The sequence below is a fragment of the Pseudomonas sp. LS-2 genome, from assembly GCF_003605735.1.
Classification (GTDB): domain Bacteria; phylum Pseudomonadota; class Gammaproteobacteria; order Pseudomonadales; family Pseudomonadaceae; genus Aquipseudomonas.
In genome coordinates, this window is sequence record NZ_QXTJ01000039.1 from 137734 (window position 1) to 152187 (window position 14454).

Annotated in this window: 16 protein-coding genes and 1 pseudogene; all 17 read left to right on the forward strand. The window is 60.2% G+C overall.

Going from position 1 to position 14454, the window contains the following annotated elements; translation table 11 throughout:
* Positions 1-15: 15 nt before the first annotated feature.
* The 17 genes and pseudogenes from D3M70_RS21940 to ureC all read left to right on the forward strand — a co-directional run bounded on the left by D3M70_RS21940 (position 16) and on the right by ureC (position 14443).
* Entirely contained in the window at positions 16-321 is a 306-nt protein-coding gene (locus D3M70_RS21940) for a type II toxin-antitoxin system RelE/ParE family toxin (protein WP_120127736.1), read from the forward strand.
* A pseudogene (locus D3M70_RS21945) lies at positions 321-602 on the forward strand (addiction module antidote protein); the annotation flags it as partial. The gene D3M70_RS21940 and the pseudogene D3M70_RS21945, both read left to right, overlap by 1 nt.
* 257 nt (positions 603-859) lie before the next feature.
* Entirely contained in the window at positions 860-1285 is a 426-nt protein-coding gene (locus tag D3M70_RS21950) for a DUF2946 domain-containing protein (protein ID WP_120128393.1), read from the forward strand.
* 53 nt (positions 1286-1338) lie between these two features.
* The gene (locus D3M70_RS21955; RefSeq protein ID WP_120127738.1) at positions 1339-1827 is read left to right on the forward strand and encodes a copper chaperone PCu(A)C; all 489 of its coding nucleotides are present in this window, start codon (positions 1339-1341) and stop codon (positions 1825-1827) included.
* A gap of 37 nt (positions 1828-1864) precedes the next feature.
* Positions 1865-2311, forward strand: coding sequence for a DUF2946 domain-containing protein (locus D3M70_RS21960; protein WP_120127739.1), 447 nt, complete (start codon positions 1865-1867; stop codon positions 2309-2311).
* Positions 2312-2395: 84 nt separating this feature from the next.
* On the forward strand, positions 2396-3769 hold the full coding sequence (locus tag D3M70_RS21965; protein WP_120127740.1) for a PepSY domain-containing protein: 1374 nt from the start codon (positions 2396-2398) through the stop codon (positions 3767-3769).
* Positions 3770-4112: 343 nt separating this feature from the next.
* A complete protein-coding gene (gene urtA, locus D3M70_RS21970; protein WP_081563923.1) occupies positions 4113-5378 on the forward strand; it encodes an urea ABC transporter substrate-binding protein in 1266 nt (421 codons plus the stop codon).
* A 169-nt stretch (positions 5379-5547) separates the two neighbouring features.
* Positions 5548-7137, forward strand: a complete 1590-nt coding sequence (urtB, locus tag D3M70_RS21975; protein WP_120127741.1) for an urea ABC transporter permease subunit UrtB — start codon at positions 5548-5550, stop codon at positions 7135-7137.
* Positions 7137-8216: an urea ABC transporter permease subunit UrtC gene (urtC, locus tag D3M70_RS21980; RefSeq protein WP_120127742.1), complete on the forward strand. Its 1080-nt coding sequence runs from the start codon at positions 7137-7139 to the stop codon at positions 8214-8216. Before urtB ends, urtC begins: the two co-directional genes overlap by 1 nt.
* Positions 8213-9067, forward strand: a complete 855-nt coding sequence (gene urtD / locus D3M70_RS21985; RefSeq protein ID WP_120127743.1) for an urea ABC transporter ATP-binding protein UrtD — start codon at positions 8213-8215, stop codon at positions 9065-9067. The genes urtC and urtD overlap by 4 nt, the downstream gene beginning before the upstream one ends.
* A gap of 133 nt (positions 9068-9200) precedes the next feature.
* Entirely contained in the window at positions 9201-9899 is a 699-nt protein-coding gene (gene urtE / locus D3M70_RS21990; protein ID WP_120127744.1) for an urea ABC transporter ATP-binding subunit UrtE, read from the forward strand.
* Positions 9900-9948: 49 nt separating this feature from the next.
* Positions 9949-10794, forward strand: coding sequence for an urease accessory protein UreD (locus tag D3M70_RS21995; protein ID WP_120127745.1), 846 nt, complete (start codon positions 9949-9951; stop codon positions 10792-10794).
* A gap of 60 nt (positions 10795-10854) precedes the next feature.
* Positions 10855-11157: an urease subunit gamma gene (locus D3M70_RS22000; protein ID WP_081563993.1), complete on the forward strand. Its 303-nt coding sequence runs from the start codon at positions 10855-10857 to the stop codon at positions 11155-11157.
* A gap of 29 nt (positions 11158-11186) precedes the next feature.
* On the forward strand, positions 11187-11738 hold the full coding sequence (locus tag D3M70_RS22005) for a GNAT family N-acetyltransferase (protein ID WP_120127746.1): 552 nt from the start codon (positions 11187-11189) through the stop codon (positions 11736-11738).
* 28 nt (positions 11739-11766) lie between these two features.
* Positions 11767-12303: a GNAT family N-acetyltransferase gene (locus D3M70_RS22010; protein ID WP_120127747.1), complete on the forward strand. Its 537-nt coding sequence runs from the start codon at positions 11767-11769 to the stop codon at positions 12301-12303.
* Positions 12300-12605 (forward strand): urease subunit beta, encoded by a 306-nt coding sequence (locus tag D3M70_RS22015; RefSeq protein WP_120127748.1) that lies wholly within the window; start codon positions 12300-12302, stop codon positions 12603-12605. Before D3M70_RS22010 ends, D3M70_RS22015 begins: the two co-directional genes overlap by 4 nt.
* A 137-nt stretch (positions 12606-12742) precedes the next feature.
* Entirely contained in the window at positions 12743-14443 is a 1701-nt protein-coding gene (gene ureC / locus D3M70_RS22020) for an urease subunit alpha (RefSeq protein ID WP_120127749.1), read from the forward strand.
* Positions 14444-14454: the final 11 nt, after the last annotated feature.

Here is a 14454-nt window from a genome sequence, read left to right on the forward strand (position 1 = left end):
GGATACCTTTTCCGTATGATTATTTTCGAACGATCCACCCTATTTTCGAAGTGGTTGAAGTCCTTGAAGGACAAGACCGGACATCAGCGCATCCTTGCCCGAATTCGATCAGCAACATTAGGCAATTTTGGTGATTGTGAATCAGTAGGCGAAAGCGTTTTCGAAATGCGTGTTCACTACGGCCCGGGCTACCGAATTTACCTGACTCGCCGTGAAGACGTGGTTTACCTACTTTTACTCGGCGGTGACAAATCAACACAGAACCGGGATATCAGCCGCGCGAAAGAAATGGCTAAAAGCCTCGAAGCGAGGAAAAAATGATGAAAGAAGAATACAAACCATTCGATGTTGCCGAGTACCTCGAAACGCCTGAGGACATGGCAGGTTATCTGGATGCCTGTTTTGAGGAAGACTCAGGGGACGGTGTATTAGTCCGGCATGCCCTCAACGACATCGCGCGCGCCTACGGCATGACAAAGATCGCCAGAGATACCGGACTTGGCAGGGAAAGCCTCTACAAAGCCTTGAGCAGCAACGGCAACCCGGAGTTCGCAACTGTCATGAAAGTGATCAAGGCTCTGGGTCTTGAACTGCATGCGTCGACTGCCTCCCCCTCCACCAGCGATAAAACCGAGCCTAGGGTTTTGGATAGCGCAAAAGCAGACCAACGGCCTCGCCGTCGGAAGCCAGCAAAAAACCTACCAGCACCGGCCATAGACATATTGGGGCGCTGACAATTAGATCTATCTAATTCAGGAAAGGCAAAGGTGCATGCGATACCCATCCAGTAACACCCCCGCGACACATCGCCGCACCTAGCCTTTTTACATCTCACGGCCATTCAGGCTAAATGGCCGACATGAAAAAACAACAAGATCGAATTATAAGCCTCAAACGGCGCCGGGCCTTTGCCTGGGTGGCGTGTTTTGCGCTGTTGTTCGGGATGTTGGCGATGCCCATGACGCCGACCATGCCGCGCTCGGCGGGCGAGCAGGTGGTGTGGGGTAACTTCTGCACGGGGAACGGCACCCAGTGGGTGGCAACGCCACTAGGCCTGGTCAGCAAAGTCAGCGAGCCAACCCCTGGCGGCGGCGAACATTCCTCGATGCAACATTGCCCGTGTTGCTCTGGATCCCTGTCCTGGGTGGCCATTGCGGGCGGCCAGACCTTCGGCATGCTGACGATTTTCGAACCCCTGCGTTTCCCGACCGCGATCCTGGTGTTCCACGCGCCACCGCGCCAGCAGTGGCCGGCGCTTAATCCCCGCGCCTCCCCTCGCGTCTGATCGTTCGTTCACGTTGCACGTCGCGTATCTGAATGATTTGGAGCCTGGTTGTCATGTGGAAAAACGTCACGCTGAAAAAAGTTCTGCTGGCGGCGGCAATGCTGTTGCCTGCCTGCTATGTTGAGGCTCATGAGTATGCAAAAGGCCATCTAGCAATCGCCCACCCTTGGTCGATGGAGCTTCCGCCGAATGCGCCGACCGTTGCGGCGTACTTCGTGATCAGCAATGCGGGTTCGGAGGCCGATCGCCTGACCGGTGTCGACAGCCCCATCGCCGGGAACGCTCAATTGCACGAGCATGTGCACAAAGACGGCCTGATGAAGATGCAGCAAGTGCAGACCGTGGATGTTCCTGCCGGTGGCGAAGTGACCTTTGCCCCTATGGCCTACCACGTCATGCTGCTGGATCTGAAAGATCGTTCGAAGCTGACAGACGGCCAGTCATTCCCGGTGACCCTGCACTTCGAGAAAACCGGCGACGTGACCGTCGAGGTCATGGTGCAGAAACAGGCACCTGACGCGGCCCCGATGCACGCCCACTGACAGTCCTGAACGTAGAAGCTGAACCCCATTGAGTCGCATGTTCGCGATACGCGCCAGCTCCAGTCCAGCACCCCGCAAAACGTCGGGTGCATGGTTGAGCCTGTTCGCCATGCTGATGATCTTCATTGGCCCGCTGATATCGCAGTCGATGCCGATGGAGCATCACACGGGCATGTCGATGCCCGCATCGATGTCGGCCGACATGGACATGTCCGCGCCGATGGACATGGCGGCGGACGACCACAGCGAGCACCACGCAGACTCAAGCGACGCTGCCGGCATGGATCATGTGATCTGGGCCAAGTGCGGTTATTGCACCTTGCTGTTCAGTTGCCCGGCGTTGACTCAAACGCTGGCCGTCATCGCTCCGGTTCCACCCAGCCCCGCCGACTTCTACAACGCCGCCCCGCAACAGGGCCACGCCCAGCGTAACGTCTTCCCCAACGCCCGCAGCCGCGCCCCGCCGCTCTCGTCCGTCGCCTGAACTCCAAAAAAGATCCGGATCCGTTGGCAACCCTCCGGTTGCCGACGCGCTTCGCCGTTGGTTCCCTGACGGGAGCGTTGCACCATGTCCAAACCAAACGTGTCGTTCTATAACCTGGCGTGGCGGTGGCATTTCTATGCCGGCCTGTTCGTTGCGCCTTTCATGATCATGCTGTCGTTGACCGGCATGGTTTATCTGTTCAAACCGCAGCTCGATTCACTGATGTACAGCGACCTGCTGACCGTCAAACCGGCGCATCACATGCTCACTGCCGATGAACAGCAACAGCGGGTGCTCCAGGCTTACCCTCAGATCGTGGTCAGTAAGTACCTGCCACCGGTGAATACCGAAAGCAGCGCCCAGTTCGTGGTCAAGAAAGAAGGACGCGAGGTAAACCTGTTTATCGACCCGTACAGCGGCAAGATCCTCGGCACTCAAGATGCCAGGAACAATCTGCAGGCCATGGCCCGTGAGCTGCACGGCGAGTTGATGGTGGGCACCGTCGGTGATCGCCTGGTCGAACTGGCTGCGGGCTGGGGCATTGTGCTGGTCGTCTCCGGCGTCTATCTGTGGTGGCCGCGAGGTCGCTCGCCAGCAGGCGTACTCTGGCCCCGGATCAGCGCACGAGGTCGGGTGCTGTGGCGCGACTTGCACGCGGTAACCGGTTTCTGGGGCTCGGTGGCGTTGCTGTTCATGTTGCTCAGCGGCATGACCTGGACTGGCATGTGGGGCAAGGTCTACGCCGATGTCTGGAACACCTTCCCCGCCGCGATGTGGAACGAGGTGCCCAAGTCCGACAAGCAGGCAGGCGAGCTGAACAACGCCAGCGTGCAGACCGTGCCATGGGCGATGGAAAACACACCGATGCCCGTTTCGTCCGGCGATCACGCCGAGCACATGAACCACGGCGGCATGTCCAGCGCACCTGCCGCTCCCGTCGTTACCTTGCAGCAGGTCGTCGACATCGCGAAAGCGCGCGAGATCGAACCCGGCTACAGCATCACCCAACCGCTGACCGCTGACGGCGTGTTCACGGTGTCGGTTTTCGCGGACGACCCGCGTAACGACGCAACCCTGCATGTCGATCAATACAGCGGCAAGGTACTGGCGGATGTGAGATACACCGATTACAGCGCCGTATCGAAGGCAACCGAGCTGGGCGTGATGCTGCATGAAGGCAAGATGTTCGGCTGGGTGAACCAATTGCTGATCCTGTTTATCTGCCTGATGGTGCTGCTCAGCTCGGTCAGCGGAATCGTCATCTGGTGGAAGCGCAGGCCGCAGCATGGCTTCGGTGTTCCGCCTCTTCGTCACGACCTCCCTCGCTGGAAAACGGCGACCGTGGTGATGATTGCGCTGGGAGTCGCCTTTCCGCTCGTCGGGATTTCCATGCTGGCGATATGGTTGCTCGATCGAATAGCCCTTTCGCGCTTTGCCAAATCGGCGGCAACAGCTTAGATTGCGTCCTGCGGGGCCTGGAACCACTTGGGTGGTTTAGTGATGAATTCCTCCTCATTTCCGGTTTCAGGCCCCGTTCTTGTTTTTTCCCTTCCCGATTGTCATTCACCCTATCGCAAAACCTGTCACCTCAGACAACTTCCGCACCAGATCAGCGCACCTCACGCACCAACCCCCCGAGCTAATCCCAGATTGGTGCACGGCTTCGATGTCTAGCGACGTTTTCATTCCATTTTGCGACGTTTCACGCCTTGGCCCAGCGTTTGCTAAAGCCTAAGCAGACTTCACCTCTGCACCGCCAACAGCAGTCATTACTAAAAAAATCGAAGAATGGAGCTAGCCAATGAAGCGTCGTAGTTTGCTTAAAGCGTTCACCTTGTCCGCATCGATCGCCGCGATGGGTTTGACCTGGACCGTCCAGGCCGCCGAGACCATCAAGGTCGGCATTCTGCATTCTTTGTCCGGCACCATGGCCATCTCCGAGACCTCGCTCAAGGACATGGCGCTGATGACCATCGACGAAATCAACGCCAAGGGCGGCGTCAATGGCAAGAAGCTGGAGGCCGTGGTGGTCGACCCGGCTTCCAACTGGCCGCTGTTCGCTGAAAAGGCGCGTCAACTGCTGACCCAGGACAAGGTGTCCGTGGTGTTCGGTTGCTGGACTTCGGTCTCTCGCAAATCGGTATTGCCGGTGTTCGAAGAACTCAACGGTCTGCTGTTCTACCCGGTGCAGTACGAAGGTGAAGAGATGTCGCCGAACGTGTTCTACACCGGCGCGGCGCCAAACCAGCAGGCCATTCCTGCGGTCGAGTACCTGATGAGCGAAGACGGCGGCGCCGCCAAGCGCTTCTTCCTGCTGGGTACCGACTACGTCTACCCACGCACCACCAACAAGATTCTGCGCTCCTTCCTGCACTCCAAAGGCGTGAAGGACAGCGACATCGAAGAGGTCTACACCCCGTTCGGCCACAGCGATTACCAGACCATCGTGGCCAACATCAAGAAGTTCTCGGCAGGTGGCAAGACCGCAGTGATCTCCACCGTGAACGGCGACTCCAACGTGCCGTTCTACAAGGAACTGGGTAACCAGGGCCTGAAAGCGACCGACGTTCCGGTCGTGGCGTTCTCGGTCGGTGAAGAAGAGCTGCGTGGTGTCGACACCAAACCGCTGGTTGGCAACCTGGCCGCCTGGAACTACTTCGAGTCCGTGAAGAACCCGGTCAACACCAAGTTTGTCGCCGACTGGAAAGCCTACGCCAAGGCGCACAACCTGCCGAACGCCGACAAGGCGGTGACCAACGACCCGATGGAAGCCACTTACGTGGGTATCCACATGTGGGCGCAGGCGGTCGAGAAAGCCAAGTCCACCGATGTGGACAAAGTCCGCGAAGCCATGGCTGGCCAGACCTTTGCCGCGCCATCCGGCTTCACGCTGGAAATGGACAAGACCAACCACCACCTGCACAAGCCGGTGATGATCGGCGAAATCAAGGCTGACGGTCAGTTCAACGTCGTGTGGAAAACCAAGGAGCCGATTCGCGCCCAGCCTTGGAGCCCGTTCATTCCGGGTAACGACAAGAAGCCTGACTATGCGGTGAAGAGTAACTGACACCCGCCCCTGATGGTTCCCACGGTCCCCGTGGGAACATGCCTTCGACGCTCCGCGCTCGTTAACGGATGACGCAGAGCGTCAGGGGATGCATTCCCACGCAGAGCGTGGGAACGATCAGCATCTGCGCATGGCCGCGAGGTCATGCGGATGCTTCCAGGACACCGATATGCCCAGATCTCTCTACCGCCTCATTCTCGCCTTGAGCGTGTTGTTGCCCTTCGCAGCCCATGCCAGCGATGCCAGCGACTTTGTCGCGGCCGAATCCTCCGAACGCGCCGAATTGCTGGAAGCCTGGGCTGCCAAACCCGATCCGGCGCGCGTTGAACTACTGGTCGCTCTGCAGGAAGGCCGCGTGGCCGCCGACAGCAGCAATCGCGCCTTTATCCAGAATGGGGACAGCTTCACCGCCGTCGATCCTGCCGCACCGGCGCTGGCCGATGCACCGAACCCGGACGAGCCTCAACAGATCAGCCTGAACAACCGTTTACGCGGTCTGGTGGACACCGCTCTGGCAAGCCATCAGCTGCTTGCCGCTGACGCGAAGCTGCGCCTGGCCGCCGCGCTGACACTGCAAAAAAGTGCCCGTCCGGCCCAGTTACAACTGCTCATGCAGCAAGTCGCCACGGAAAAAGACGATGCCGTGCATTCAGCGCTGAACCTGGCCCTGGCCAATCTGCAACTGGTCGACACCAGCCCGAGCGTGCGTCTGGCCGCCGTGCGTCTGTTGGGCGAAACCGGCGATCCGCTGGCTCGAACGCGTCTGGAAAACCTGCTGCAACCCAGCGTCGAAACCGACCCAAGCGTACGCCTGGCGGCCGAGACCAGTCTGGCTCAGGTGAAACGCAAGCTGATGATCGGCGAAGTGCTCGGCCAGGTCTTCAGCGGCATTTCGCTGGGTTCGATTCTGCTGCTCGCTGCGCTGGGACTGGCGATCACGTTCGGTCTGCTGGGCGTGATCAACATGGCCCACGGCGAAATGTTGATGCTCGGCGCCTACGCCACCTATGTCGTGCAGATCATGTTCCAGCGTTATGCGCCGGGCGCCATCGAGTTCTATCCACTGGTGGCACTGCCGGTGGCGTTCTTCGTCACCGCCTGCATCGGCATGGCGCTCGAGCGCACGGTGATTCGTCACCTCTACGGCCGTCCGCTGGAAACGTTGCTCGCCACCTGGGGCATCAGCCTGATGCTGATCCAGTTGATCCGCGTGGTGTTCGGCGCGCAGAACGTCGAAGTCGCCAACCCGGAATGGCTGTCTGGCGGTATCCAGGTGCTGCCGAATCTGGTGCTGCCGTACAACCGGATCATCATCATTGGCTTCGCGCTGTTCGTGGTGGTACTAACCTGGCTGCTGCTGAACAAGACCCGCCTGGGCCTGAACGTGCGCGCTGTCACCCAGAACCGCAACATGGCGGCCTGCTGCGGCGTACCGACCGGGCGCATCGACATGATGGCGTTCGGGCTCGGTTCCGGCATCGCAGGCCTCGGCGGCGTGGCCCTGAGCCAGATCGGCAACGTCGGCCCGGACCTTGGCCAGAGCTACATCATCGACTCGTTCCTGGTCGTGGTGCTCGGCGGTGTCGGTCAACTGGCCGGTAGCGTGACCGCTGCCTTCGGGCTGGGCATCGCCAACAAGATTCTCGAACCGCAAATCGGCGCAGTGCTGGGCAAGATCCTGATCCTGGCGCTGATCATTCTGTTTATCCAGAAACGTCCGCAAGGTCTGTTCGCGCTTAAAGGACGGGTGATCGACTGATGAACCAGCCAATGATGGTTACCGCCGCGCAACGCGCTGGCACCAAAGTCACGATCTCCATAGGCGTGGTGATCCTCGCCCTGTTGATTGCCCTGCCGCTGCTGTCGTTGTTGCCGGAAAGCAATTCGATGCAGGTGTCGGCCTACACCCTGACGCTGGTGGGCAAGATTCTCTGTTACGCCATCGTCGCACTGGCGCTGGATCTGGTCTGGGGCTACGCGGGCCTGCTGTCGCTGGGTCACGGGCTGTTCTTCGCGCTGGGCGGCTATGCGATGGGCATGTACCTGATGCGCGAAGCATCGGGAGACAGTCTTCCCGCGTTCATGACCTTCCTGTCGTGGACCGAACTGCCGTGGTACTGGGTCGGCACGCAGCACTTCCTCTGGGCCATGTGCCTGGTGGTATTGGCGCCGGGACTGCTGGCGCTGGTGTTCGGCTTCTTCGCCTTCCGCTCGCGGATCAAGGGCGTGTACTTCTCGATCATGACCCAGGCCCTGACGTTCGCCGGGATGCTGCTGTTCTTCCGCAACGAAACCGGCTTCGGCGGCAACAACGGCTTCACCAACTTTCGCAGCATTCTGGGTTTCAGCATCACCTCGCAGGGCACTCGGGCGGTATTGTTTCTGCTCACCGTTGCACTGCTGGCCGGCAGTCTGTTCGTCGGCTGGCGTCTGGCGCGCAGCAAGTTCGGCCGTGTGCTGACCGCTGTTCGCGATGCCGAAAACCGCCTGATGTTCTGCGGCTACGATCCTCGCGGCTTCAAGCTGTTCGTCTGGGTGTTGAGCGCTGTCCTGTGCGGTCTGGCAGGCGCGCTGTATGTGCCGCAAGTCGGCATCATCAACCCCAGCGAAATGTCGCCGACCAACTCCATCGAGGCCGCTGTCTGGGTTGCCTTGGGCGGTCGCGGCACGCTGATCGGTCCGCTGCTGGGCGCCGGTCTGGTCAATGGTATGAAGAGCTGGTTCACCGTGGCCTTCCCTGAATACTGGCTGTTCTTCCTCGGCGCGCTGTTCATTGTGGTGACGCTGTACCTGCCCAAAGGCGTGATCGGCCTGATCAAGAAAAGGGGCGAACAATGAAAAGCACACCCACTCCTGCATTCGACCCGGTGCTGGACCCTAACAGCGACGCAGGCACCAGCCGCGACGCCATCGGGCTGGGCCAGGTTGCAGGCGAAGGCCTGAACACGCGGCACGGCACCATCCTGACGCTGGAGGACATCAGCGTCAGCTTCGATGGCTTCAAGGCGCTCAATGATCTGAATCTGTACATCGGCGTCGGTGAACTGCGCTGCATCATCGGCCCCAATGGCGCAGGCAAGACCACGCTGATGGACGTGATCACGGGCAAGACCCGCCCCAGTCACGGCAAGGCATGGTTCGGCGAGACCCTGGACCTGACCAGGATGAGCGAAGTGCAGATTGCTCAGGCCGGTATTGGCCGCAAGTTTCAGAAGCCGACCGTGTTCGAAGCCTTGAGCGTGTTCGAAAACCTGGAACTGGCGCAGAAAACCGATAAATCGGTATGGGCCAGCTTGCGGGCCAAGCTCAATGGTGACCAGCGCGACCGCATTGATGAAGTGTTGGAAACCATTCGCCTGACGTCGTCAATGTCACGCCCGGCGGGACTCTTGTCCCACGGTCAGAAGCAGTTTCTGGAGATCGGCATGTTGCTGGTACAGGATCCGCAACTGCTGCTGCTCGACGAGCCAGTGGCGGGCATGACCGACGCCGAAACCGAATTCACCGCCGAACTGTTCAAGAGCCTTGCGGGCAAACACTCGCTGATGGTGGTCGAGCACGACATGGGCTTCGTCGGCACCATCGCCGACCACGTCACAGTGCTGCACCAGGGCAGTGTTCTGGCGGAAGGTTCGCTTGAGGAAGTGCAGGCGGACGAGCGCGTGATCGAGGTTTATCTGGGTCGCTGATGCAGATTTTGATCGTTCCCACGCTCGACGTGGGAATGCATCCCGTGACGCTCTGCGTCACATAGCGGACGCAGAGCGTCCATCGCGGCATTCCCACGCTGAGCGGGGGAACGATCACCGGGAGAGTTCGAACATGTTGCAGATAGAAAAGCTTCACCAATACTACGGCGGCAGCCACATCCTGCGCGGGCTGTCCTTCGACGTGAAAATCGGCGAAGTCACCTGCCTGCTGGGCCGCAACGGTGTCGGCAAGACCACACTGCTCAAGGTGCTGATGGGCCTGCTGCCCGCCAAAGAAGGCGTGGTGCAGTGGGAAGGCAAGCCGATCACAGGCTTCAAGCCGCATCAACGTGTCCACTCAGGCATCGCTTACGTGCCCCAGGGCCGGGAGATTTTCGGGCGGCTGACGGTGGAAGAAAACCTGCTGATGGGCCTGTCGCGTTTCCCCGGTTCCGAAGCCAAGGAAGTGCCCGCGTTCATTTATGAGTTGTTTCCGGTGTTGCTGCAAATGAAGCAACGCCGTGGCGGCGACCTCTCCGGGGGCCAGCAACAACAACTGGCGATCGGTCGCGCATTGGCCAGTCGTCCACGCCTGCTGATTCTCGATGAACCCACCGAAGGGATTCAGCCCTCGGTGATCAAGGAAATCGGCGCAGTGATCAAGAAGCTCGCCGCCCGTGGTGACATGGCGATCCTGCTGGTCGAGCAGTTCTACGACTTCGCCGCCGAACTTGCCGATCAGTACATCGTGATGTCCCGCGGCGAGATCGTTCAGCAAGGTCGCGGCGAAAATATGGAAGCCGAAGGCGTGCGTGGTCTGGTCACCATTTGACGCGCCGATCGGCTAAGGTAGTCGCCTTCGAAAAACGATAACGAGCACTATGAATCTTCCTGCCCACACCGCCCTGTTCACACCCAGCTGGCACGCCGAGCTGGAGCTGGGCTATGGGCGTTTCGGCGACAGCACGCGCCCGACTCTGCGTCGCCACAAAGGCCCGTTGCGGGTGCAGAAACACCTGTATGCCGAAGGCCCTGAAGTCTGCCAACACATCATCGTTCATCCTCCCGGTGGTATTGCGGGAGGTGACCGGCTGGACATCACCGCCAACGTCGGCCCTGATGCCTGGGCACAACTGACCAGCCCTGGCGCCGCCAAGTGGTATCGCGCGGCGGGGGCTGCGTATCAGCAGCTGGATTTGAAAGTTGCGGCGGGGGCAACCCTGGAATGGCTGCCGCAGGAGACCATTGTCTTCAGCGAGGCCAAGGCCGAACTCAGCACCCGGATCGACCTCGAGGGCGACGCCCGCCTGTTCTACTGGGACGTGGTTGCCTTGGGGCGCCCGGCCAGTGACGAGCGCTTCGATCAGGGACATTTTCAGGCGCATCTGGATATTCGCCGCGACGGCAAGTTGCTGTGGCATGAACGGCAACGCGTCATCGGCAACGATGGTTTGCTGGACTCACCCGTGGGGCTGGACAGCAAACCGGTTTTCGCAACACTGATCGTCACCGGAGAAATCGACGCCGAACTGATGGAGCGTTGTCGTCAACTGGCTGACCATTCGCCGGTGCGAGGAGATTTAAGCCAGCTACCCGGCCTGATCATCGCCCGCTGCCTGGCCGACGAAGCGCTGCATGCACGGGCCTGGCTGATCGCACTGTGGAAGCTGCTACGCCCAGCGCTGTTGGGTCGAGAGGCGGTGGCGCCGAGGATCTGGAGCACATAGCGCGCTCCTACAAGGCTACGAGCGCCTCACATTATCAAGTTATTGGAAACGGACAAAACCATGGATCTGACGCCACGCGAAAAAGACAAGATGCTGATCTTCACCGCAGGCCTTGTAGCCGAGCGGCGACTGGCCCGAGGCTTGAAACTCAACTACCCGGAAGCCATGGCATTCATCTCTGCCGCTCTTCTCGAAGGCGCGCGCGATGGGCAGACGGTCGCCGAACTGATGCATTACGGCACCACCTTGCTGACCCGCGAACAAGTGATGGAAGGCATCCCGGAGATGATCCCGGAAATCCAGGTCGAGGCCACTTTTCCCGACGGGACCAAACTGGTCACCGTGCATCAGCCCATCGCCTGAAGCGCCCAACCGAACAAGTGAAAGCGAACATGACGTATACGATTCGTGACGCACTGCTGACTGACATGCCTGCCGTGCTGGACATTTACAACGACGCCGTCCTCAACACCACGGCGATCTGGAACGAACAACCGGTGGATCTCGCCAATCGCCAAGCCTGGTTCGCTGCTCGCCAGACCCAGGCCTATCCGATTCTGGTGGTCGTTGACGACGCAGGTCAGGTGCTGGGCTACTCGTCTTTCGGCGACTGGCGCCCCTTCGAAGGCTTCCGGCACACGGTTGAACATTCGGTCTACGTGCGCGCCGATCAACGCGGCAATGGCCTCGGTCCGCTGCTGATGAAAGCGCTGATCGAACGCGCCAGAACCTGCGACAAACACATGATGGTTGCAGCCATCGAAAGCGGTAACGCGGCGTCGATTCACCTGCACGAGAAGCAGGGTTTCACGATCACCGGCCAGATGCCGCAAGTCGGTACCAAGTTCGGTCGATGGCTGGACCTGACCTTCATGCAACTGGATCTGTCGCCGGGCGCCAGCGCGCCGCCGTCGCAAGCACCCGTATCAAAACCCTCGGCCTGATTTTCTCTCTCTGAAAGGATGCCTGCTCATGAACGCTGCTCAGTTAAGACGTGTCACCGGCGAAAGTTTCGCGCATTACCGCCACGGGCTGGTGGCGTTGTTGCTGGACGCGGTGCATCGCGGCGCCTCGGTCGGATTCATGGCCGACCTGAGTGCCGATGAGGCGTACAGCTGGTGGGAAGACGTCAAGGCAGAGGTCGAGCACGGCAAGGTGTTGCTGTGGGTCGTGGTGCAGGAAGAACAGGTGCTGGCGACGGTGCAACTTGCGCTGTGCCAGAAGGCCAACGGCCTGAACCGGGCTGAAGTGCAGAAGCTGCTGGTGCTGCATCACGCCCGCCGTCGCGGCCTGGCCACACAACTGATGAATGCCGTGGAACAGGCTGCCCAGCAACACAATCGTGGGTTGTTGTTTCTGGACACCCTGGCCGGTTCGCCGGCTGAAGATTTCTACCGCGCGTTGGGTTACCAGTTGTCCGGCAAACTTCCGGACTACGCCTGTAACCCCGACGGCGAGTACCACGCTACCGCCATTTACTACAAGTTACTGTCGAGGAAGAGCGCATGATTCCTGGTGAATACCAGATCCAGTCGGGCGACATCGAGCTTAATGCCGGTCGCCGGACCATCACCCTCAGCGTCGCCAACAGCGGCGACCGGCCGATTCAGGTCGGCTCGCATTTCCATTTTTTCGAAACCAATGACGCCCTCACCTTCGATCGTGCCGCCAGCCGTGGCATGCGCCTGAACATCCCGGCCGGCACCGCCGTGCGCTTCGAACCGGGTCAGGCTCGCGAAGTCGAGCTGGTGGATCTGGCGGGGCATCGCCGGGTATTCGGTTTTGCCGGGCGCGTAATGGGGGATCTGTAGATCAAGACATTGATCGTTCCCACGCTCTGCGTGGGAATGCAGCCCGTGATGCTCCGCGTCACAGACCGGACGCAGAGCGTCCAGAGAGGCGTGACCACGCAGAGCGTGGGAACGATCAGAACGCATAAGGATTTTCGATGAAAATTTCCAGACAAGCCTACGCCGACATGTTCGGCCCAACCGTCGGCGACCGCGTGCGTCTGGCGGACACCGAACTGTGGATCGAAGTCGAGAAGGACTTCACCACCTATGGTGAAGAAGTTAAATTCGGCGGCGGAAAGGTCATCCGCGACGGCATGGGACAAGGCCAACTCACTGCTGCAGAGGTGGTCGACACGCTGATCACCAACGCGCTGATCATCGATCACTGGGGCATCGTCAAAGCCGACGTCGGCATCAAGGACGGGCGAATCGCGGCCATTGGCAAGGCGGGTAACCCGGACATCCAGCCGGACGTGACCATCGCCATCGGCGCTGCCACTGAAGTCATCGCCGGCGAAGGCATGATCCTCACCGCAGGCGGCGTTGACACCCACATTCACTTCATCTGCCCGCAGCAGATCGAAGAGGCCCTGATGAGCGGCGTCACCACCATGATCGGTGGCGGCACGGGACCGGCGACCGGTACGAACGCAACCACCGTTACCCCCGGCAAATGGCACATGATGCGCATGCTCCAGGCCGCCGAAGCCTTCCCGATGAACATCGGTTTCACCGGCAAGGGCAACGTCAGCGTGCCAGAGCCACTGATCGAACAGGTCAAGGCTGGCGCGATTGGCCTCAAACTGCACGAAGACTGGGGCACCACCCCCGCAGCCATCGACAACTGCCTCAGCGTTGCCGATCAGTACGACGTGCAAGTGGCGATCCACACCGACACGCTGAACGAGTCCGGCTTCGTCGAAACCACACTGGGCGCGTTCAAGAACCGCACCATCCACACCTACCACACCGAAGGCGCCGGGGGCGGCCACGCACCGGACATCATCAAGGCCTGCGGCTTCCCGAACGTGCTGCCAAGTTCGACCAACCCGACTCGCCCGTTCACGCGCAACACCATCGACGAGCACCTGGACATGCTGATGGTCTGCCATCACCTGGACCCGAGCATTGCCGAAGACGTCGCGTTCGCCGAAAGCCGCATTCGTCGCGAGACCATTGCCGCCGAAGACATCCTGCATGACCTGGGTGCGTTCTCGATGCTCAGTTCCGACAGCCAGGCCATGGGCCGCGTCGGCGAAGTGATCATGCGCACCTGGCAGACCGCCGACAAAATGAAACGTCAACGCGGCCCGCTGCCGGGCGACGGCGAGGGCAACGACAACTTCCGCGCCAAGCGCTACATCGCCAAGTACACCATCAACCCGGCGATTACCCACGGTATCAGCCACGAGGTAGGCTCCATCGAAGTCGGCAAGTGGGCGGATCTGGTGCTCTGGCGCCCGGCGTTCTTCGGCGTCAAACCGACGTTGATTCTCAAAGGGGGTTCCATCGCCGCGAGCCTCATGGGCGACGCCAACGCCTCGATCCCGACCCCGCAACCGGTGCACTACCGCCCGATGTTCGCCAGCTACGGCAGCTCGCTTCACGCCAGCAGCATCACCTTTATCAGCCAGGCGGCCATGGACGCAGGGGTGCCCGAGCAGTTGGGGCTGAAAAAGCAGATCGGCGTAGTCAAAGGCTGCCGCAGCGTGACCAAGGCAGATTTGATACACAACGACTACTTGCCCAACATCGACGTCGACCCGCAGACCTATCAGGTCAAGGCCGATGGCGTGTTGTTGTGGTGTGAGCCTGCGGATGTGCTGCCGATGGCGCAGCGATATTTCCTGTTTTAAGGGACGCTTGA